This is a genomic window from Stenotrophomonas sp. NY11291 (assembly GCF_023277365.1).
Classification (GTDB): Bacteria; Pseudomonadota; Gammaproteobacteria; order Xanthomonadales; family Xanthomonadaceae; genus Stenotrophomonas; species Stenotrophomonas geniculata.
The window spans coordinates 2,082,011-2,101,515 of sequence record NZ_CP096975.1 but is presented as its reverse complement, the minus strand read 5'-3'; the positions used below and the strand labels follow the sequence as shown (position 1 = coordinate 2,101,515).

Sequence of the window (19,505 nt, the reverse complement as noted above, 5' to 3'; positions counted from 1 at the left end):
GTTACACGAAGACGACGGGCCGCACCAGGGCAATGGTGACGGTGGTGGTGGTAATGGTGGTGGTGGCGACCGGCGCAGTCGAACGGCCCGCGGTGGCGGGGGCGATCAGGCTGGCGTGGGCGGCATCAAGAACCATGGCGTACAGAAAACACTGCGCGCCGGGCGGCTGTCAAGTGCTGCGATGCAAAAAACCATTGCGGCGATCATCGGCCAACGTGGGGGCATTTGGTTGCATCTGAGACCAAGCCGGCATCAGCACCCATGACTTCCGCATTCAGCCGGCATGTTCGGCGATCGCCCGCGGTGTGCGGTGGGCATGCGCACACAGCATCACGCCGGCTACCAGGAACACGATTGCCAGCGCCTCCAGCAGCGTCGGCCAGCGCTGCTGCCAGGCGAAGGCATACAGCAGCGCGAACAAAGTCTCGAACACGATCATCTGGCCAGTCAGGGTCAGCGGCAGCAGGCGGCTGGCGCGGTTCCAGAATGCGTTGCCGAGGATCGAGGCCACCACTGCCACACCGGCGCTGATCGCCCAGAAACCACTCCACTGTGCCGCTGTGTGCCCGCCGGTGTGACCGATGAAGGCCATCGGCACCAGCAGCAGGGCCAGGCCGCCAGTCGTCACGCCGGTCAGCAGCGACCAGTCGTGGCTGGACAGATCCGGTCGGCGCGCCAGCCAGCGGCTGTTGCCGATCGAGTACAACGCCCATGAGAACAGCGCGCCAAACGCACACAGCAGGCCAATCAGACGCTGCCGCCACGGGGTTGCCAGGTGCTCGGACATCAGTGCTTCCCAGCCAACCAGTCCCACGCCGAGCACGCACAGGCCCAGCGCCGGCAGCAGCTGCCTCAGCGGCACCGCCCCCTGCTCGCGCACGCCAACCAGAGTGACCACCACCGGAATCAGGCCGACAATCAAGGACGCTGCCGCGCCACCGGCCCACTGCACCGCCGTGGCCAGCAACAGGAAATACACCAGGTTCCCGGCCAGGCTCAGCCACAGCAGGCCGATCCATTCGGCGCGGCCCAGCCGCGGCGCCAGCCGCTTCCATCGCGGCAGCAGCAGGGCTACGGCGATCAGGCCGTAGACCAGATAACGACCGGCCGACAGTTGCAGGGCGTTGAACGACTGCAGCACGGCGGGCGCGAGGAAAACCACGCCCCACAGTGCGCCGGCGGCAACGCCATTGGCGATGCCCAGGGCCATCGGGTTGTTGCGCATTCGGGTTCTTCGGGGGAGAGAACGGGCCGCGCAGTGTAAGCGCTGGCCGGTGGGCGCTCTTGACCGAGGCTACTGCCTTGTCACCTCTGTAGGGCCGAGCCCATGCTCGGCTGCGATTCGCCCTTGTGCAGATAAGGGCAGCCGAGCGTGGGCTCGGCTCTACAGATCAGCCGGCGCTCCTGCGCCACGCGGCCGGGGTCTGGCCACACTCGCGGCGCAGCGCACGGGTCAGTGCGCTCTGCTCGGAATAGCCTGCGGCCAGCGCGATATCGCTGATCGGCGCCGTGCTGGTGCGCAACCGATGCTTGGCCCAGCGCAACCGGCACGCACTGAGCCAGGCTTGCGGGCTGAGCCCGAACTCCTGCTGGAACAGCGCGTGCAACCGGCTCTCGCTGACCCCGACGAACGCAGCCATGCGCGCCACCGGCCACGCACGCCCGGGGTCGGCCTGCACCGCCGCACACAGGCCCTGCATGCGCGCGCCACTGCCAGCAGGTGCAAATACCTGCAGCAACTGCGGCAGCAGCGCCGGCATCGGCTGCCCTGCCTGCACCTCGGCCAGGCGCCGACGCAATGCCAGCGGCAGATGCAGCCAGCGCTGCCGGCACAGATGCTCCTGCGTGCCGTCATCGAGCACGCCCGGAGGACAGTCAACGATCACGAACCCATTGGGACCGTCAGCCATCTGGTCATGCGCTTCGCCGGCGGCAACAAAAGCCCCCTGCAGCAGGTCCAGCCGACCACCGCGCCCTTCCATCTCGAAGTGCAGCTCACCCTGCAGCGGCAGCACCCACTGCGCGTAGTCATGGCGGTCCAGGCCAGTGGCCTGCCCGTAGTGCCGCAGATGGAAGATGGCGCCCATCCGTGCAGTGTGCGCGTGTAACAACGGCCGTGCAAACCGCTGCTATAGTCGATCCGTCATCCAACGCAGGGAGTGCAGGACATGACCCATCAGCAGGTGTCCCTGGTGCTGGCCACCAGCCTCGGCCTGATGCTCGCAGCTTCGGCCTCCGCACAGGAGCGTACGCCACCGGCCCCGCACTGCATGGACGCTGTCGGCGTACAGGAAGTGGAGCAGGCATCACCGCGCTCGATCGCACTGCGCGCCGCCTCCGGCCAGGCCTATCGGATCGACTTCAACGAAGATTGTCCCGGCGTCCGCGGTGCCACCTCGTTGAAGCTGGAAGCCCCCGCCGGCTGGGCCTGCGGCCGCCCCAGCGAACGCGTCGTGGTCGACGGCCGCCGATGCGCCATCAGCGCGGTCACCCCGCTGCAGGATCGTGACTACGCCAGCGTCGCCCGCGACAGCGACCGCCTGCGCACGGCCACCCTGCCCGCCGTGACCATCCGCGAACGCAAGGAGGTACGCCGCAGCTTCGGCGGCTCGCCGTCCTACTGCTTTGCCACGCGCAACGTGCGCGCCTGGTCCTCCGACCCGCAGGGCATGCTGGTGGAGACCAATCCGCACCGTAATGGTGGCCATCGCTACTACCGGGTCGAACTCGGCAGCCACTGCCGCCAGCTCGACCGCGCGCCGCAGCTGAGCTTCCACTCGGGCCTGCAGAATGGCCTGATCTGCGGCAATCCCGGCGATCGGATCATGGCTGCCGAGTTCGAGACAGACGATCTGCGCAGTGAGAGCATCGCCCCGCTGCCGCAGTACACCCGCGGCAGCTGCGCGATCCAGGCGGTCTACCCGGCCTCCAGCCAGGCGTCGAACTAACCGTCGACGCCGAGGAAGGTGAACGGTGCGCTGGGCACGAAGTGACCCAGTGCATCGCCAGCGAAGGTATTGCGCTGGTCCGGGCCGAGATCGAGCTTGAGCACCTTGCCGCCGAAATCGACCTTGTTCAGATCGACCCAGAAGGTGTTCGGGGTCAGCGCCGATTCGAAGAAGTACAGCCGCCGCTTGTGGTCAGCCACGGTGCGCCAGCGTGTGGATGAGATGTTCGGCTCGCCCGGCGTGGTGATGCCGTACGGCACCGAGGTGTTGCGGATCACGCTGAACACACTGGCCAGCGCCACCACCGGATCCTCGGCCTTGGGAATGGCGTTGATGTAGAACGAGGCGCGCGCGAAGCGGTCAGCGGAGCGGTTGGTACCCGGCAGCATCACCGTGCCGCCGATCTGCTGCCAGTAACTGTTGAGGGCCAGCTGCTGCTCGAAGATCGGCGAGTTGGTCATCACCTGATAGCGCCGGTCATGGTGGATCACCTGGCGACCGCCGATGTACTCGACGATGGCGCTGTCGCCGCTGGCATCGGACAGCGACAGGTGCAGCGTCGCCTGTCGATCTTCGCCGGGCACCTTGTCGGTGACGATCGCGTACGGCTCGCGTTTCAACGCGGTGACCGCCTCCTCCACGGTGGCGAAGTTGTCCAGCACATACTGCGCCCACAGCGAGATGGCCAGGCCCGGCTTGTTGCCTCGCTGCTGCGGATACTCCGACTCGACCAGCCACAGCAGGTTGGCCACCAGGCCCTTTTCGTTCATGCCATCGGTGGTCGATACGTCGTAGCCGGTGGCCACCACCGAACCGTAGCGCGCGGTCCACGCCAGCGACTTCGGGCCTGCCTGGCCGCTGCGTGCGATACCGCGCGGCAGCACGTAGAGATTGGTCGCTACATCGACCTTCCAGTCCATCGAGCGCGCGGTGATCACATCGCCGTTGTCGCCTAGGTACACCGCACGCGTGCAGGCCAGCGCTGGTGCTGCTGCGGCGGCCAGTGCGACCGCAAGCAGTGCCTTTTCCTTCCACTTCATCCGTGCCATGTCGTTGCGCTCCTTTCCCCGTGATCCATGGATATGACCCCATGCAGGGTGACACAGCGGTGAAGCCTCAGCGGACCGCGCGATCGTGCAGCCAGAAACCTGCAAGCATCGCCGGCACGAACCACAGCGCCTCGCGCGATCCCACCGCCAGCCCGGCGATGGCAGGGCCCGGGCAATAGCCTGCCCAGCCCCAGCCGATGCCGAACAACGCCGCGCCCAGCACCAGGCGCAGATCGACACCGCGCGCAGCGGGCAATTGGAAGCGCGTTGCGCAGGACGGACGCGCGCGCCGCAGCACCCAGCGCTGGCCAACCGCGCTGACCAGCAGTGCAGAGGCCAGCACCCAGGCCAAGGTAGGATCGAAATCGCCGGCGATGTCGAGGAAACCGAGGATGCGGCGCGGATCGGTCATGCCGGCCAACGCCAGGCCTGCGCCGAAAAGCGCGCCTGCCGCACCGGCGGCCACCATCGCGCGGCTCATGCCAAGCCTCCGCCGTGACGGATCAGGAACGTGGTCAGCATCGCGCAGGCCATGAACACCAGCACCGCCAGCAGCGACCGCTTTGAGCCGCGGGCCAGGCCGCAGACCCCGTGACCACTGGTGCAGCCATTGCCCAACCGCGTACCGAAGCCGACCAACAGGCCGGCACCGACCAGCTGCCACGCCGGCAAGGCATCACGCAGCAGGGCGCGGGGCGCTTGCCCTGGCGCGGCCTGCCACCACATCACCAACCCTGCAGCAGCCAGCAGGCCGAGCAGGAACGCCCAGCGCCAACCTCGCTCACCTGGCGCGGCACGCACACTGCCAGCAGTGATGCCACTGATGCCGGCCACCCGGCCCGTGGTTGCCAGCAGCACCACCGCCGCCGCACCGATCAATGCGCCCCCCGCCACCGCGGCCCACGGCAGGGTCATGACCTGCCTCCGCCCATTCCGTACATTCGCTTGCCTTTTGATTTAGATTTTTCTAAATTAGCTTTTTCTAAATCCACAGGTCAACCATGGCCCGCCCCCCGCTCGACAGCGCCGCGATGGCCGAGCATGCCACCCAGGCCGCAGCGCTGCTCAAAAGCCTGGCCCATCCTGCGCGGCTGCGCGTGTTGTGCCGCCTTGTCGAAGGTGAGGCGCCGGTAGCGGAATTGCAGGAGTTGACCGCCCTGAGTGCATCGGCGCTTTCGCAGCATCTGGCGGTGCTGCGGGCGATGGAGATCGTTGCGACCCGGCGCGAAGCACAGGCGGTCCACTACCGCGTGATTGAAGGGCCCGCACTGGGCGTGCTGCAGGCGCTGCATGCCGCCTACTGCGGCGGCACCTCGCGTTGACGCTCAGCCGGCGTGCAGGACTGGCTGCACGACGTTGTCGAGCAGATCCACCGGCGTCGGCGCGGAACGATCGCCCTGGAGGGCACGGGTAAAACCCGACCAGTCGCTGGATGACAGCTGGCGCAGCAGCGCCTCTTCCACCGGCAACGCGCGCATCGACCAGTACGGAAACTGGCGCTGACCGAGGCGGCCGCGCGCAAGTTCGATGATGTCGATGTGGCTGCCAGCCTGCAGGATGCGCTCATAGACCGAATCGATACCGTCCGGCGGCCCCTCGATGTACTGCAGGAATCGCCCGCCGTCATGCAGCAGCACACCGGTCACGCCCGCCATCTTGTTGAAGCGGGCTGCATCGTCGACCAGCGCCCGCAACCGTTCAGCGGAAAGATCCGGCAGCGCCTGGCTGACATAGGCGATGGCACGCAGTGGCATGGTGCTTCCTTGACAAGATGTACACCCACGGTAGCAGTTGCGGACGAGTCCGTCTCAACACCCGCGGGCGTTTCCTGAAGAATTCAGGTTGCTGCTGCAGGCAGCCCCTCGACGCGCCTCGGCAGCAGGGCTTCGAAGACCACCTGCCCGGCCTCGTTGCGCGCGGCGATACGCCCCCCATGCGCGCGCACGAACTGATCGACGATGTACAGACCCAGCCCCAGGCCCTTGCTCTGGTGGAAGCTGGCCTTGAACGGCTCGAACAACCGCGGCAGCAGCGCGTCGTCGATCCGGCCGGCGTTGCTCACACGCAACAGCACGCTGCGGGGGTCGCGCCCGTCCACCTCCACCCTCGCCTCGCTGCCGTGGGTCAGCGCATTACCGACCAGATTGGCGGCAACCTGGCCGAGACGGTCCAGATCGCCCTGCAGCCGCGTATCACCGTGCATGTCCAGATGGATCCGGCCTGCCCCATGCGCACTGCCCGCCTCAGCCACCACCGCGCGGGTCACGTCGGCCAGGTCGCAGGCACTGGCCTGCAGGCGCAGGCCGCCGCTGCGGATCCGCGAGAAGTCCAGCAACTGCTCGACCATGCGTGCCATGCGCAGGGTGCTGGCCTCCAGGTACTGCAGCGTCTGCTGCGCGCCAGTGTTGTCTTCGGGAAGATCCAGCGCCAGCTTGTCGGCACACAGCAGGATGGCCGACAGCGGCGTGCGCAGGTCGTGGGTCAGTACCGCGGCCATCGTTTCGTTGAGTTTGAGCGCGCGTTCTAGTGCCTCGTTGCGCGCCTTCAGCAGCTGCCGCTGCTGGTACAGTTCGATGAAGACATTGACCTTGCTCAGGATCACCTGCGGCGCCACCGGCTTGTGCAGGAAATCGACCGCGCCGCTCTCGTAGCCCTTGAACACGCGCAGGGGATCATCCGGGGAGGCGGTCAGGAAGATGATCGGCACGTCGCGGCTGCGATGCGAACCGCGCATCAGTTCGGCCAGGGTGAAGCCATCGATCTCCGGCATGTGCACGTCAAGCAGGGCCAATGCCACCTCGTGCTCGAGCAGCAACTCCAGCGCCTGCGCACCCGAGCCGGCCAGCAGCAGGTTGACCCCTTCTCGCTGCAGCAGGGCCTGCATGGCTACCAGGTTCTGCGGCACGTCATCGACGATCAGCAGGTTGACCGGGGTCTGCGGCTGCGCAGGGTCCGGTGGCAACAGGTTCATGCAAACAACTCCTTCAGGCGGCGACACATCAGTTCAAGGGGCAGCACGGCATCGGCGCCGGCATGCTGCAGGGCGGAAGCCGGCATCATCGACGCCTCGGCCTCCTCGGGACATTGCAGCCAGGCACGGCCACCGGCGGCGCGCACCGCAGCCACGCCTTCACTGCCATCGCTGCTGGCACCGGTCAGCAGCAGGGCCAATACCTGCCCGCCGAACACTGCAGCAGCGGAGTCGAACAGTGGATCGATGGCCGGACGGGAAAACAGCACCGGCGCATCCACCGACAACGCCACCGATCCCTCGTCCTCCACCAGCAGGTGGTAATCCGGCGGCGCGAACGTCACCGTGCCCGGCTGCAACGGCTGCTTGTCTTCGGCTTCGCGCACCGGCAACGCGCAGTACGGCGCCAGCACCTCGGCGATGCGGCTGGTACGGTCACGCGGCAGGTGCAGCACGGCCAGTACCGGTACCGGCAGCGTGCCCGGCAGTGCACCAAGTACCGCCTGCAGGGCGGCTACGCCACCGGCGGACGCGCCGATCACCAGCACGGCTGGACGCGCCGGCAACGCCATCAGGCCACCTTCCGGTACAGGCGATGCTCGCGCGAACAGACTTCGAAGGCGTCATGGTGACACCCGAACTGCAGCGACTCCTTGCTGCCCAGGCCAAGGAAGCCACGGTGCACCAGCGCTTCGCGGAACAGGCCGACGGCGCGGTCCTGCAGATCGCGGTTGAAATAGATCAGCACGTTGCGGCACGACACCAGGTGCACTTCGGAGAACACGGTATCGGTGGCCAGGCTGTGGTCGGCGAACACCACGTTGCGACGCAGCTGGCGGTCGAACACCGCACCATCGTAGGCGGTGGCGTAGTAGTCGGACAGCGACGCCGTGCCACCGGCAGCCAGGTAGTTGCGGCTGAACTGGGCCATCCGGTCGATGCCATAGGCACCCGCCTCGGCGGTGGCCAGCGCGGCCGGATTGATGTCGGTGGCATAGACGATGCTGCGATCAAGCAGGCCCTCTTCGTGCAGCAGGATCGCCAGCGACCACACTTCCTCACCGGTGCTGCAACCGGCCACCCACAACTTCACCGAGGGATAGGTACGCAGTACTGGCACCACCTGCTCACGCAGCTCACGGAAGTACGCGGGGTCACGGAACATCTCCGAGACCTGCACGGTGAAGAACTGCATGGCCTGGGCGAACAGTTCCGGCTCGTGCAGCAGCCGGTACTGCAGGTCGACCAGCCGTTCGCACTCGTAGCGCTGCATCGCCTGGCGCATGCGCCGGCGCAGCGATGACACCGCATAGCTGCGGAAATCGTAGTGGTAACGCTGGTACAGCGCCTCCAGCAGGACCTTCAGTTCCAGGTCGAACAGGGCCTGTTCGTTCATTGCCGCGAGCACCAGACCCGGCACAGCGAGACCAGCTTGTCGACGTCGATGGGCTTGGCGATGTAGTCGTTGGCACCGGCCTGCAGGCAGCGCTCACGATCATCGGGCATCGCCTTGGCAGTCAACGCGATGATCGGCAGGTCCTGCAGGTGACGCTGCGCGCGGATCTCGCGCATCGCGGCCAAGCCATCTTTCTCCGGCATCATGATGTCCATCAGCACCAGGTCGACGTCGCGCTCGGCCAGGCGATCCACCGCTTCCTGGCCGTTGCGCGCGATCTCCAGCGTCACGCCCAGCGGCTCGAGCACGCTGGACAGCGCGAAGATGTTGCGCACGTCATCCTCGGCCAGCAGCACGGTGCGTCCATCGAGCACGGTGTCACGGCGGCGTGCCTCGCGCAGCAGGCGCTGCTGGTCGGTCGGCAGGCTGGCCTCCACGCTGTGCAGGAACAGGGTCACTTCATCCAGCAGGCGCTCGGGCGAGCGCGCGCCCTTGATGATGATGCTCTTGGAGTAGCGGCGCAGGCGCTGCTCTTCCTCGCGGTTGAGCGCACGGCCGGTGTAGACGATCACTGGCGGGAAGCCGACATCATCGTTGCCGGCCATGTGCTCGAGCAGGTCGTAACCACTGCCGTCGGGCAGCGACAGGTCCATCACCATGCAGTCGAACGTGACCGTGCTCAGCTGCTCCAGCGCACCGGCCAGAGTGCCCACCGCGACAATCTGCAGCTGATCACGGCCCAGCAGCAGTTCCAGGTTGTGGCGCAGCTCACTGTCGTCCTCGACGATCAGCAGACGCCGCACGTCGCGCTGGCTGGTCTGCTCCAGCTGCTCGATGGCCGACACCAGACGCTCGCGCGTGGTTGGCTTGATCGCGAAACCAATCGCGCCCAGCTCGCGCGCCACCTGGCTGCGGTCCATCGCCGAGACCACGTGCACCGGAATATGCCGGGTATCGGGGTTGCGCTTCAGGCGCTCCAGTACGCTCAGGCCGGACACGTCCGGCAGGCCGATATCGAGCAGGATGCCGTTCGGGCGCAGTTCGCTGGCCAGGGTCAGCGCCTCTTCGGCGGTCCCGGCCACCACGCAGTCAAAGTCCAGTTCATGGGCCAGGGCCACCAGTGCTTCGGCGAACGTGGCGTCGTCCTCAACGGCCAGGATCAAGCGGCCAGCGCGTTGGCGACGACCGCGGTCATCGGCCACGCTGGGCACCGTCGTGGTCGGCGCCACCGCGGCCGCTGCAGGTACCGGCATCGCCGGCACAGCGGCCGTGGCGGGCGCCGCCACGGGCGCCGCAGAGATGTCAGTGGCGTTCGATGCGGGCGCACCCTGCAACGGCAGTTCCAGGATGAAGCAGCTGCCGCGGCCCGGTTCACTGTCGACCTGGATGCTGCCGCCCATGCGCTCGGCCAGATCGCGCGAGATCGACAGCCCCAGGCCGGTGCCACCGTAGCGGCGGCGGGTGCTGCCATCGGCCTGGCGGAACGCCTCGAAGATGACCTGCAACTGCTCGCGGGCAATGCCGATACCGCTGTCGCAGACCTCGAACCGGATGCGGCCCTGGCCGCCCGCACGCACGTGCAGGCTGACCTTTCCATGCTCGGTGAACTTCACCGCATTGGCCAGCAGGTTCTTCAGGATCTGCTGCAGGCGCTGGCTGTCGACCACCAGCTGGCTCGGCGCCAGCGCATCGGCCTCGATCTGCAGGGCCAGGCCCTTCTGCCGCGCCATCGGCTCGAAGGTCTCGCGCAGGCGCTGCAGCACGCTGTCCGTCACCACCACTTCATCGGCCAGCTCGACGTGGCCGGCCTCGATGCGCGACAGGTCCAGGATGTCGTTGATCAACGCCAGCAGGTCGTTGTTGGACGACAGGATCGCGCGCGCATACTTCACCTGCTCTTCGGTGAGCGTGCCGTCCTTGTTGTCGGCCAGCAGCTTGGCCAGGATCAGCGAGCTGTTCAGCGGCGTACGCAGTTCATGCGACATGTTGGCCAGGAACTCGGACTTGTAGCGCGAGGTGGCGGCCAGTTCGTTGCTGTTGCGCACCAGCTGGCTCTGCGCGACCAGCAGCGCCTGCTTCTGTGCCTCCAGCTCGTGGGTGCGCTCTTCCAGCTGGACGTTGCTCTGTTCCAGCTCGGCCTGCTGTTCTTCCAGATGGCTCTGCGACTGCAGCAGGCTGCGGCTCTGCTCTTCCAGTTCCTCATTGGCCACACGCAGCTCTTCCTGCTGGGCCTGCAGCTCCTCGCCCTGGCGCTGGGATTCCTCCAGCAGCACCACCAACTGTGCACGCAGCAGTGATGCGCGCAGCGCCATGCCGATGGTCTCTGCACAGCGCTCCAGCAGCTCGACATCGAGTCGATCCTGTTCGCCGGCGCGGGTGCGTCCCAGTTCAACGATGCCCACGACCGCACCATCGCTGCTGATCGGCGCCAGGATGCGCTCGCGCACCGGCAAGCGCCCCAGGCTGGTCTGCAGCTCAAGCACCGAATCGTCACCCCCGTGCAGGTGGCGGATGCGTTCGTCCCGCGCCACCTGCCCGGCCACGCCCTCCTGCAATGCCAGCGACGCCGGCATGCCGGACGGCAATGCCAGGCCACCGGTCAGCTGCAGTCGCCCCCCTTCCAGGCGGTAGACGGCGGCGACATCCGCCTGCAGTTGGGCCCCCAGGCTGGTTGCCGCGGCCTCGGCGATCTGCTCCGGACCCAGGTCACCGCGCAGGCTCATCGCCACCGCGTTCTCGGCTTCCTGCAGCCACAGCGCCCGCATCGCTTCGCGCCGCGCCTGGATGGCGCGGGAGACGATCAACGCGATCATCAGGAACGCACAGCCGCCGATGCTTCGGTTGACCAGCGAGAACGCCGAGTTGGAGCTGGCCGGAGCGACGTTGTAGCCAATGATCAACAGGACGCAGGCGACGACGGCCACGATGAACGGCGCGCGCGCACTGCGCTGGAACAGCGTGACGCCAACAGCGAGGAAGTACGCCAGCCAGACGGCATAGCCCAGTGGAACCACCAGTTCCAGGGCGATGGTCGCCCCCAGCAGCACGGCGGAGGTCATCCAGATCCAGCGGTCACGCGTGGTCGCACCAGGACGCATGCAGGTCGGTTCCAGGAAATAAAGGTGGGAGATGGTACCCCGTGTCGTATTCAGCCGCACAGTACGAATGGCACGTGCCATGCCTCCACACACTCTTCACACTGCACTGCCTAGCTTCACGTCCCTCCCAGGGGTAATGCTCATTTCCACGTGGACGCTGCCGCCTCTACGACGTCCGTGCTGACGGACCCTTCACGCCAACTGCGACTGCTGATCGACAGCGTGCGCGACCATGCGCTGTACCTGCTTGATCCTGATGGCATGGTCTGCAGCTGGAACCCGGGCGCGGAGCGCATCAAGGGCTATTCAGCCGATGAAGTGGTAGGCACGCACTTTGGCCGTTTCTATCTGGCTGCCGATCGCGAGGCGGGGGAACCGCAGCGCCTGCTCCGCCATGCAGCTCAACATGGCCACGTTGCCAGTGAAGGGTGGCGGGTACGTCGCGATGGCTCCTCGTTCCGTGCCAGCGTGGTCATCGAGCCGGTCGTCGAGGCAGGCGAGCTGCTCGGCTTCGTCAAGATCACCCGCGACATCACCGAGCAGTGGCAGGCACAACGACTGCTGCGCGACGCCCAGCGTGCGCTGCGCAACACCCAGCAGTTCGAAACCGTCGGCCGCCTCAGCCGCGGCCTTTCGCACGAATTCAACAACCTGCTGACCACCATCGGCAACGCGTTGGACCTGCTCTCACTGCGTGTAAGCGGTGACGATGCGCGTGCCGCCGAGCTGCTGGATGCTGCACAGGCAGCCACCGACCGCGGCGCGCTGTTGACCCGCCAGTTGCTGGCGTTCAGCACCGGCCAGACGCTGATCCGCGAGCCACTGGACATCAATGCCCTGGTACTGCAAGGGCTGCCGGACCTGCAGCGCGCCTGTCCGCCTGCGGTGCTGCTGGAGTTACGGCTCACACCCGGCCTGCCCCTGGTGAACACCGATGCGATGCAGTTGCAGGCTGCGCTGGCCAATCTGGTCGCCAATGCCGCGGATGCTACCCTTGAAGGCGGCCGCATCCTGATCGGCACCGCGCTGGAGCATCGCCTCGACCCGGATGCGGACTCCACGCTGCAACGTGGCTATGTCACGCTCAGCGTCTGCGATGAGGGCCACGGCATGGCGGCCGACATCGCCGAACGGGCGACCGAGCCGTTCTTCACCACCAAGGACATCGGCAAAGGCAGCGGCCTGGGCCTGAGCCAGGTGTTCGGATTCACTACCCAGAGCGGCGGCTTCGTCGACGTGTCCACCACGCCCGGTGTCGGCACCACGGTCAGCCTGCTGCTCCCCGCAATGGAGGACCCTGCCGATGACCGATGACCCGATCCGCGTATTGATGGTGGAAGACCAGACCGATCTGCGTGAAATGATCGGCCTGGCCCTGCGCGACCTCGGCATCGACGTGGCCACGACCGCCGACGCGCATGAGGCCGCCGCCCTGCTGAAGGGCGAAGCACGTTTCGACGTGGTGTTCAGCGACGTCAGCATGCCCAACGGCATGTCCGGCATCGAGCTGAGCGAGCATGTGGCGCGCGAACAACCGCAGGCGCGGATGATCCTGTCGTCCGGTTATGCGCGCTCGCAGCTGCCGCCGCTGCCGGAACAGGTGGAGTTCCTGCCCAAGCCGTATCGGCTGCGCCAGCTGGTGCAGTTGTTGAAGCAGGCGTAAGCCACGGCGCCCCGGCCGCAAGCCCCTGCGGTCAATCCTTCATCGCCCCCCGCTGGAACGACGCGAGCAGCGTGGAGGCCGCCGCGGCCGGCGCCAGCCGACCACGTGCGAGTGACCAGGTGATGCCGTAGAAACAGGTCCAGTAGAAGTCCGCGAGCCACACCGCGGTGAAACCGACGTTGAACTCTCCGGCCGCCTGACCACGCAGGAAAAAGGCCTCGAAGCGCTCGCCGATCGGCGCCCAGCGCTCCGGCAGCAGATGCAGGTCGCCCTGGCGCTGCTGCTCTTCCATCATCCGCGCGAACAGCAGCGTCACCAGTTCCCAGTCCGCCAGCAGCGTGGCGGTGACCTGCTCCAGCACGTGGCGTGCATCACCGCCCTCGTCGAACCAGACCGCCGCCGCTTCCAGACGCTCGAAGCCTGCGGCGAACAGTGCTTCGTCTATCGCTTCACGTGTTGGTGCAAACCGATACAGCGTGGCCCGGCTGATGCCTGCCCCCTGCGCCAGTTCGCTGAGCGTGCAGCGCGGATGGCTGACAAGGGTGGCTGCCAGGGCGTGGTGCAGGTCGCGGCGGGTGCGTGCTGCGGCAGGTCGCATGAAAGCGCTGAGGTGTGGGTTCACCCTCACGCTAGCATGAATCATCAATTAATAAACTGAATCACGGATGATTCATCCGAATCACCAATGCGCTAAAACGGGTGTGCGTCCGGTGCACCCGGGTCGGTGCGCGACAGGGAACGCGTCACAGGCATCGAAGGAGACAACGCCATGCTGCATCCACTACGCGATATCGCTGTACTGTTCGACGCCAGCGACACCGGGAACCGCGTTCTCAACATCGCCGCCCATCTGGCGCAGGCGCAGCAGGCGCATCTGGTCGCAGTCTCCACCGCCCAGCATCCCACCGACATCGCCAACGGCTTCGCGCGCGGCGCCGGCATCGCCGCCGCGCTCGACCATGAGGCGCGCGCGGATGCCGCCTGCACCGCACAGTTGATGCAGAACCTGCGTGCCGTGTCCGAGCCGCTGCAGATCAGCACCGAACTGCGCATCGTCTCGGACTATCTGGGCGGCGCCGACCTGGCCCTGCAGTCGCTGTACTGCGACCTGATCATCGCCGGCTATCCGCGCACGCCCGGCGCCCCTTCTGGCTGGCACCCGCTGGGCACGCTGCGCCAGACCGGCGTGCCGATGCTGCTGGTGCCGCCGCACTGGCAGGGCGATCAGGTCGGCCATCGCATTGTGGTGGCCTGGAATGCCAGCAAGCAGGCACGTCGCGCGGTGGCCGATGCGCTGCCCCTGCTCGCGCGTGCACAAGCGGTGCACCTGCTGATGGTCGACACGCCCAAGGCCGAGGCCACACCCGGCGCAGAGATGGCCCAGCATCTATCGCGGCATGGCGTTGAGGTGGAGATCCAGACGATCAGTTCGAGCCAGGGCGGCGTTGCCGCAACCATCCGCCAGCACGTACTCGATGCCGACGCAGACCTGCTGGTGCTGGGCCCTTACAGCCGCAGCCGGGTGGTCGAGCGCGTGCTCGGCGGAGTCACCGAGGATCTGCTCGCCGAAGTACCGGCGCCGCTGTTCGTATCACATTAGTGCCACCCTGCCCCGCCCGGCGGTAGCCAGTCAGCGATTGACCGGTATGCCGCCGGAAGTAGCGACACAGGTAGGACGCATCCTCGAAACACAGGCGCTCGGCGATGCGACCGATCGGCAATTCGCTGTAGGTGAGCAGTGCCTTGATCTCCAGCACCACCTGACGGTCGATCAATGCCTTCGGCGTCTCGTCGAAGCACTCGCGGGTCAGCTGCGAAAGATAGAACGGGGTGATGCACAGCGCCTCGGCGTAGGACTGCACGTCACGTTGGCGCGTGCTGCGCTGCCCGACCAGCTCCCAGAAGCTCCAGGCCAGGCGCTCGCGTCGGCTGACCTGCGCGGGCGCCCGCTTCTGCTTCGGCAGCAACGTGGCCATCTTCAGGAAGAAACTCTGCAGCAGATTGCGCAGCATCACGTGGCGATGCCGTCCACCGTTGTGCTGCGCGTCCATCATCAGCTGCAACCATCCCTGCAGCAACGGCACATCCAACGGTGATGGCCGGCAGTGCGGCTGTTCGTGCAGGAACTGGAACAGCGCATTGGGCAACACATAGGCCACCTCCGATGCCAGCGCCTTGGGCATCAGGCAGACCATCGCCAGGAAGCCGCGCGAGCGATGCCGCAGCAGCGCCAGCGTGTCCTCTGCCAGCACCAGCACATCATGACGCTGCACCGCTACTTCACGAAAATTCAGTGCAAAGCGCGCGCGCCCCGAGACGCATACCAGTACCGCCAGATAAGCGTGACCGAACGACAACGGGACGCCCTGCCCTTCGGCCAGCGTACTGACCTCCAGCCGCATGGATTCGTCCTGGTCCAGAAGCTGGGGTACGCGGTCCATGGGCCGATCCGGCTGTATTCCGGGCCCCAGCATACCCGGGCTCGACCATCAGTTGTGAAAAGTACCGAAACCATCAAGGTCCCACTCTGGGCCGGCCGCGCCTGGCGACCTAGCCTGTGCGCTCACTTTGTCTCCTTGGAATCGACATGCAGCTGCACACCGAACGCTTGATCCTTCGCCCCTGGCGAGACACCGACGCCGCCGATCTGTACGCGTACGCCCGCGACCCGCGCGTGGGTCCGATCGCCGGTTGGCCGGTGCACACCAGTGTCGAGGAAAGTACCGAAATCATCCGCACCGTCTTCAACCAACCGGAGGTCTACGCTCTGCAGAACCGCGAAGACGGCCGCGCCATCGGCTGTGTCGGCATCCTGATCGGCGCTGACAGCAACTTCGAGATCAGCGACCGCGAAGGCGAGATCGCCTACTGGATCGGCGTACCGTACTGGGGCCGCGGGCTGGTCCCCGAAGCGGTGCGCGAAGTGATGCGGCATGCATTCCTGCAGCTGGAGCTGGAAGCGCTGTGGTGCGGTTACTTCGCTGATAACCTGCAATCGCTCATCGCGCAGAGCAAATGCGGTTTCCAGCATCACCATACCGAATTGAACAAGTTCAACAGCTTCCTTGGCGACTACCGTACCGAGCACATCAGCCGCATCACCCGCGAGCAATGGTGTGCCCTGCAGGCCGCCACACCTGCTTGAACAGGATTCAGCCCGACGTGCGCTGCATGAACAGAAGTTCCTGCGTCGAGGACGCTTCGACCTGCTGGAAACCGAGATCGCGGTACAGGGCCACGGCGGCCGTGTTGTCACGATAGACACGCAGAGTGAGGCGTTGGATACCGCTTTCGCGCATCGCCTGTGCACTCAAGGACTGAACGAGCAGCCGGCCAAGGCCGCGCCCGCGTGCCAGTGGGGAAACAATGATGCGGCCCAGGTGCGCGGTGCCGGCGCCGGTCATCCAGTACTGGCCGAAGCCTACACAAACACCCTGCTCGTCCAGCAGCGCCCAGCCCGGGCGCACCTCGAGCTCAAGCACCTGCGCGAACCGCTCCGGCGGTAGTGGAAACGGCACACCCGGGCCTGCCCAGCGCTGGGTGGCCTCGGCGGAATCAAGCCAATCGGCAATGGGAGCGTAGTGCAAAGGCTGGACGGGGCGAAGGTTGGGCTCCATGACATTCATGGTGCGCCATTTGCACCGGATAGACACTCTGCATGGCGGCACTTGAGTTTTGTCATAGGACAATAAACAATTCCAGACGCCCCAGTCGGCACGCCCCAGGCGCGGCGGCACCCAGCCCATTCCAGTTCCGGGAGATCCCATGTTCAATGGCCTCAGCGCGTTTCCTTTGACCCCGCTCTCTGAAGCCGGCATCGACTTTCGGGCATTTGCGCAACTGATCGAGCGCCTGGCTGATTCCGGTGTTGATTCAATGGGCGTCCTGGGCTCGACGGGCAGCTACGCCTATCTTGAAAAGCCCGAGCGCAAGCGGGTGCTGCGCGAAGCACTCGCGCATGCCGGGGGCGTACCGGTGATCGCCGGCATCGGTGCACTGCGTACCCGCGATGTGCTGGCACTGGCGCTGGATGCGGAGGATGCGGGTGCTGCTGGCCTGCTGCTAGCCCCGGTGTCCTACCAGCCCCTGAAGAATCATGAGGTGCAAGCGCTGTTCGAAACCATATGCGCAGCGGTGCGCACACCGATCTGCGTCTACGACAATCCGGGCACCACGCATTTCCGCTTCACCGATGCGCTGCATGGCCGGATCGCCGCACTGCCCAACATTGCTTCGATCAAGATCCCGCGCCTTGCTGACGATCCGGCCGAGGCGGCCGCGCGCGTCGCTTCACTCCGTGCGTGCGTTCCTGCGCATGTGACGCTGGGCGTCAGTGGTGATGCCTCGGCAGTGCGTGGACTGCTGGCGGGGTGCGATGGCTGGTATTCGGTAACTGCCGGACTGTTCCCCGAGGTTGCGCTGCAGATCATGCGGGCCGTGGGTAACAGCGATGCCGAAGGTGCCATTGCCCTCTCTGCACGACTGGCGCCGCTGTGGTCGTTGTATGACCGGTTTGGCGGGATTCGCGTCATGGCCTGCGCGGCGGCGCTGCTGGGGCTGTGCGGCGAGAACTGCCTGCCGCTGCCGTTGCAGGGGCTGCGCGGTGGTGAGCGCGAGGAGGTGGCGGCGGTGCTGGGTGGGCTGGGGCTGTTGTAGAAGCCCGGCGAGCGGTTGCCGTGCAGTGTGGCGGGTGGTGACCCCGGCCCGATTCGAACGGGCGACCTTCCCCTTAGGAGGGAAAACCACGTTATCCTCAAACCTAAGCCCTGCAAGGCTTTAGGCGCGAAAGTTAGCATCGCTGTGGCGCTCTTGTGGCGAGCGGCCTGAAATGGTGACCCCGGCTGGGTTCGAACCAGCAACCTCGTCCTTAGGAGGGACGCGCGCTATCCAATTGTGCCACGGGGCCTTGCAGCAGTTGCCCGTTAAGGATACAGGGGTTGGACTCGTGAGCAAAGAGAAGAAGGTCGTTAAGAAGGGGCGAATCAAGTCGTTTTCCGGTGCCCTGCCCCCTGGGATCAAGCCCTCTCAGGCCGTGAGCCTTGCGGCTGGCGTGACGCTGCGGACCGATGGCCAACTGCGGTGGGAGGCCCGAATCAGGCGCTCCCTGGACGGCCAGGCGCTCAAATTCCCCCTCAAACGCTACCCAGTCGATCCAAAGGCCAAGCCCGGGACCGAGCACTATATCGATACGGCAAGGCTCATGGCCGAAGCCTACGTGAGCCGTGAACACGCCTCCCTCGAGCTCAGGCAGACCCCTTTCGCCAACACGGCCGACGCCTGGACGTTTGGGGACCTCCTGCGGCGCTATGTGGATGAGATCGATTCGGGAGTGATCAAACACTCTTCTGTGAGGACTGATCGGTCGAACGTCATGTTGTTTTTGGGCACCGGCAAGGGCCTTGGGCTGCACAAAACGGGCATGTCACTGCTCACCAACAAGCTCGCCAAGGACCTCACAAGTGACGATTTCCTAGGCAAGCACTCGACCTCCTTCGTCAATCTCTACGTCAAAGTCCTGAAAGACGGGTCCGTTCGCGAAATTGTGCCAGGGAGCAAGAAACGGGCGTTGACCACAATTCAAACGATCTTTAAGCATGCTTATGACGCTTGGAAGATCGATATCCGCTCACCCATTGCCACACTCAAATCCCTGAACCAAGACGATTCACGATCCAGGACTCTCACAGAAGACGAGTGGAACTCGATCATTGAGCGCTTGGAAAAGGGACGAACAGATCCGGCTACCATTGATGTCATCCGTTTCGCCCGCTTTACTGCGGCCCGACGCTCTGAGTGCATCAAGCTTGATTGGTCAGACATCAACTTTAAAAACAAGACCGCACGGCTGCGAGGGACAAAGGCTAATGATGGCAAATACGTTGAACGGACAATTCCGCTTAACAAAGATGCACTGAGACTTTTAGAAGAGCGGCATACATTTTCCTCAGAAAAAAGAGGCCCGGTCTTCGTATCAAGTCGCGGCAAAAGATCCCGACCAGACACGATCACCCAGGCTTGGGACCGGGCACGTTCTGATGTCGCTATCAGCCAGGACAATCCGGACATCTTGACCGCACGAATTCATGATCTTCGTCATACCCGCATCACGGAACTCGGCCACTACCTCAACCCAGCGGAAGCGGCGAAGATCTCAGGGCACAGAGACTTGAAGATGTTCATGCGCTACTTCAATCCAGATCCCGTAGAGCTCGGAAAGAAGATCGATGAGCTTGAAAGCCGGGGAGATGTTGAGACCAGCATTCAGGAAGTGGTTCGATCCCTGCTTCTTTTGAGCAGTGAGGACATGACTGCCGCTATCTCTCTCGCCTTCAATGCACGCATGAAAAGCAAATAGGATCAAAGTCACACCAGTTCTTAAA

Annotated in this window: 22 protein-coding genes and 1 tRNA gene; 8 read left to right on the top strand and 15 right to left on the bottom strand. The window is 65.4% G+C overall.

Annotated features, from left to right (window positions below):
* Window position 1: 1 nt before the first annotated feature.
* From M1L61_RS23125 to M1L61_RS09925, 3 genes are all read right to left on the bottom strand, one after another.
* Window positions 2-136 carry a hypothetical protein gene (locus M1L61_RS23125; RefSeq protein ID WP_283102633.1) on the bottom strand — a complete coding sequence of 45 codons (135 nt, stop codon included), beginning with the start codon at window positions 134-136 and terminating at the stop codon, window positions 2-4.
* 138 nt (window positions 137-274) lie between these two features.
* Window positions 275-1,225: a DMT family transporter gene (locus tag M1L61_RS09930; RefSeq protein ID WP_043397195.1), complete on the bottom strand. Its 951-nt coding sequence runs from the start codon at window positions 1,223-1,225 to the stop codon at window positions 275-277.
* Between the two features lie 166 nt (window positions 1,226-1,391).
* The gene (locus M1L61_RS09925) at window positions 1,392-2,087 is read right to left on the bottom strand and encodes an AraC family transcriptional regulator (RefSeq protein WP_248854674.1); all 696 of its coding nucleotides are present in this window, start codon (window positions 2,085-2,087) and stop codon (window positions 1,392-1,394) included.
* Between the two features lie 81 nt (window positions 2,088-2,168).
* Here M1L61_RS09925 and M1L61_RS09920 point away from each other — a divergent pair, with 81 nt between their 5' ends.
* Window positions 2,169-2,948: a DUF6491 family protein gene (locus tag M1L61_RS09920; RefSeq protein WP_099560677.1), complete on the top strand. Its 780-nt coding sequence runs from the start codon at window positions 2,169-2,171 to the stop codon at window positions 2,946-2,948.
* On the opposite strand, the gene M1L61_RS09915 is transcribed toward M1L61_RS09920, so the two are convergent.
* The 3 genes from M1L61_RS09915 to M1L61_RS09905 all read right to left on the bottom strand — a co-directional run bounded on the left by M1L61_RS09915 (window position 2,945) and on the right by M1L61_RS09905 (window position 4,912).
* Window positions 2,945-3,997, bottom strand: a complete 1,053-nt coding sequence (locus M1L61_RS09915; protein WP_126560431.1) for a linear amide C-N hydrolase — start codon at window positions 3,995-3,997, stop codon at window positions 2,945-2,947. The genes M1L61_RS09920 and M1L61_RS09915 overlap by 4 nt on opposite strands.
* Window positions 3,998-4,064: 67 nt before the next feature.
* The gene (locus M1L61_RS09910; protein ID WP_043397189.1) at window positions 4,065-4,478 is read right to left on the bottom strand and encodes a DUF6691 family protein; all 414 of its coding nucleotides are present in this window, start codon (window positions 4,476-4,478) and stop codon (window positions 4,065-4,067) included.
* Window positions 4,475-4,912, bottom strand: a complete 438-nt coding sequence (locus M1L61_RS09905) for a YeeE/YedE thiosulfate transporter family protein (protein ID WP_126560429.1) — start codon at window positions 4,910-4,912, stop codon at window positions 4,475-4,477. Before M1L61_RS09905 ends, M1L61_RS09910 begins: the two co-directional genes overlap by 4 nt.
* An 86-nt stretch (window positions 4,913-4,998) precedes the next feature.
* Here M1L61_RS09905 and M1L61_RS09900 point away from each other — a divergent pair, with 86 nt between their 5' ends.
* Window positions 4,999-5,319 carry a metalloregulator ArsR/SmtB family transcription factor gene (locus M1L61_RS09900; protein ID WP_126560427.1) on the top strand — a complete coding sequence of 107 codons (321 nt, stop codon included), beginning with the start codon at window positions 4,999-5,001 and terminating at the stop codon, window positions 5,317-5,319.
* A 3-nt stretch (window positions 5,320-5,322) separates the two neighbouring features.
* Here M1L61_RS09900 and M1L61_RS09895 read toward each other — a convergent pair whose 3' ends face one another.
* The 5 genes from M1L61_RS09895 to M1L61_RS09875 form a co-directional block, all read right to left on the bottom strand.
* Window positions 5,323-5,751, bottom strand: a complete 429-nt coding sequence (locus tag M1L61_RS09895; protein WP_057503553.1) for a BLUF domain-containing protein — start codon at window positions 5,749-5,751, stop codon at window positions 5,323-5,325.
* An 83-nt stretch (window positions 5,752-5,834) separates the two neighbouring features.
* Window positions 5,835-6,968: a hybrid sensor histidine kinase/response regulator gene (locus M1L61_RS09890; RefSeq protein ID WP_010482609.1), complete on the bottom strand. Its 1,134-nt coding sequence runs from the start codon at window positions 6,966-6,968 to the stop codon at window positions 5,835-5,837.
* On the bottom strand, window positions 6,965-7,540 hold the full coding sequence (locus tag M1L61_RS09885) for a chemotaxis protein CheB (RefSeq protein WP_010482610.1): 576 nt from the start codon (window positions 7,538-7,540) through the stop codon (window positions 6,965-6,967). Before M1L61_RS09885 ends, M1L61_RS09890 begins: the two co-directional genes overlap by 4 nt.
* Window positions 7,540-8,364, bottom strand: a complete 825-nt coding sequence (locus tag M1L61_RS09880; RefSeq protein WP_032127427.1) for a CheR family methyltransferase — start codon at window positions 8,362-8,364, stop codon at window positions 7,540-7,542. The genes M1L61_RS09885 and M1L61_RS09880 overlap by 1 nt, the downstream gene beginning before the upstream one ends.
* Window positions 8,361-11,462, bottom strand: a complete 3,102-nt coding sequence (locus M1L61_RS09875; RefSeq protein WP_241875080.1) for a response regulator — start codon at window positions 11,460-11,462, stop codon at window positions 8,361-8,363. The genes M1L61_RS09880 and M1L61_RS09875 overlap by 4 nt, the downstream gene beginning before the upstream one ends.
* 177 nt (window positions 11,463-11,639) lie before the next feature.
* Here M1L61_RS09875 and M1L61_RS09870 point away from each other — a divergent pair, with 177 nt between their 5' ends.
* Window positions 11,640-12,776 (top strand): PAS domain-containing sensor histidine kinase, encoded by a 1,137-nt coding sequence (locus M1L61_RS09870; RefSeq protein ID WP_248854673.1) that lies wholly within the window; start codon window positions 11,640-11,642, stop codon window positions 12,774-12,776.
* On the top strand, window positions 12,766-13,125 hold the full coding sequence (locus tag M1L61_RS09865) for a response regulator (protein WP_010482617.1): 360 nt from the start codon (window positions 12,766-12,768) through the stop codon (window positions 13,123-13,125). Before M1L61_RS09870 ends, M1L61_RS09865 begins: the two co-directional genes overlap by 11 nt.
* A gap of 31 nt (window positions 13,126-13,156) precedes the next feature.
* Here M1L61_RS09865 and M1L61_RS09860 read toward each other — a convergent pair whose 3' ends face one another.
* Entirely contained in the window at window positions 13,157-13,723 is a 567-nt protein-coding gene (locus tag M1L61_RS09860; protein WP_049453152.1) for a transcriptional regulator, read from the bottom strand.
* A 171-nt stretch (window positions 13,724-13,894) separates the two neighbouring features.
* Between M1L61_RS09860 and M1L61_RS09855 the strand changes: the two genes are divergently transcribed.
* The gene (locus M1L61_RS09855) at window positions 13,895-14,725 is read left to right on the top strand and encodes a universal stress protein (RefSeq protein ID WP_241888321.1); all 831 of its coding nucleotides are present in this window, start codon (window positions 13,895-13,897) and stop codon (window positions 14,723-14,725) included.
* Here M1L61_RS09855 and M1L61_RS09850 read toward each other — a convergent pair.
* A complete protein-coding gene (locus tag M1L61_RS09850; RefSeq protein WP_049436275.1) occupies window positions 14,673-15,566 on the bottom strand; it encodes a helix-turn-helix domain-containing protein in 894 nt (297 codons plus the stop codon). The genes M1L61_RS09855 and M1L61_RS09850 overlap by 53 nt on opposite strands.
* 146 nt (window positions 15,567-15,712) lie before the next feature.
* Between M1L61_RS09850 and M1L61_RS09845 the strand changes: the two genes are divergently transcribed.
* On the top strand, window positions 15,713-16,270 hold the full coding sequence (locus M1L61_RS09845) for a GNAT family N-acetyltransferase (RefSeq protein WP_248854672.1): 558 nt from the start codon (window positions 15,713-15,715) through the stop codon (window positions 16,268-16,270).
* A 7-nt stretch (window positions 16,271-16,277) separates the two neighbouring features.
* On the opposite strand, the gene M1L61_RS09840 is transcribed toward M1L61_RS09845, so the two are convergent.
* On the bottom strand, window positions 16,278-16,742 hold the full coding sequence (locus M1L61_RS09840) for a GNAT family N-acetyltransferase (RefSeq protein ID WP_248854775.1): 465 nt from the start codon (window positions 16,740-16,742) through the stop codon (window positions 16,278-16,280).
* 148 nt (window positions 16,743-16,890) lie between these two features.
* Between M1L61_RS09840 and M1L61_RS09835 the strand changes: the two genes are divergently transcribed.
* Window positions 16,891-17,781, top strand: coding sequence for a dihydrodipicolinate synthase family protein (locus M1L61_RS09835; protein ID WP_248854671.1), 891 nt, complete (start codon window positions 16,891-16,893; stop codon window positions 17,779-17,781).
* A gap of 173 nt (window positions 17,782-17,954) precedes the next feature.
* Here M1L61_RS09835 and M1L61_RS09830 read toward each other — a convergent pair.
* Window positions 17,955-18,031, bottom strand: a tRNA-Arg gene (locus M1L61_RS09830).
* 39 nt (window positions 18,032-18,070) lie between these two features.
* On the opposite strand from M1L61_RS09830, the gene M1L61_RS09825 reads away from it, so the two are divergent.
* On the top strand, window positions 18,071-19,480 hold the full coding sequence (locus M1L61_RS09825) for a site-specific integrase (protein ID WP_161771257.1): 1,410 nt from the start codon (window positions 18,071-18,073) through the stop codon (window positions 19,478-19,480).
* Window positions 19,481-19,505: the final 25 nt, after the last annotated feature.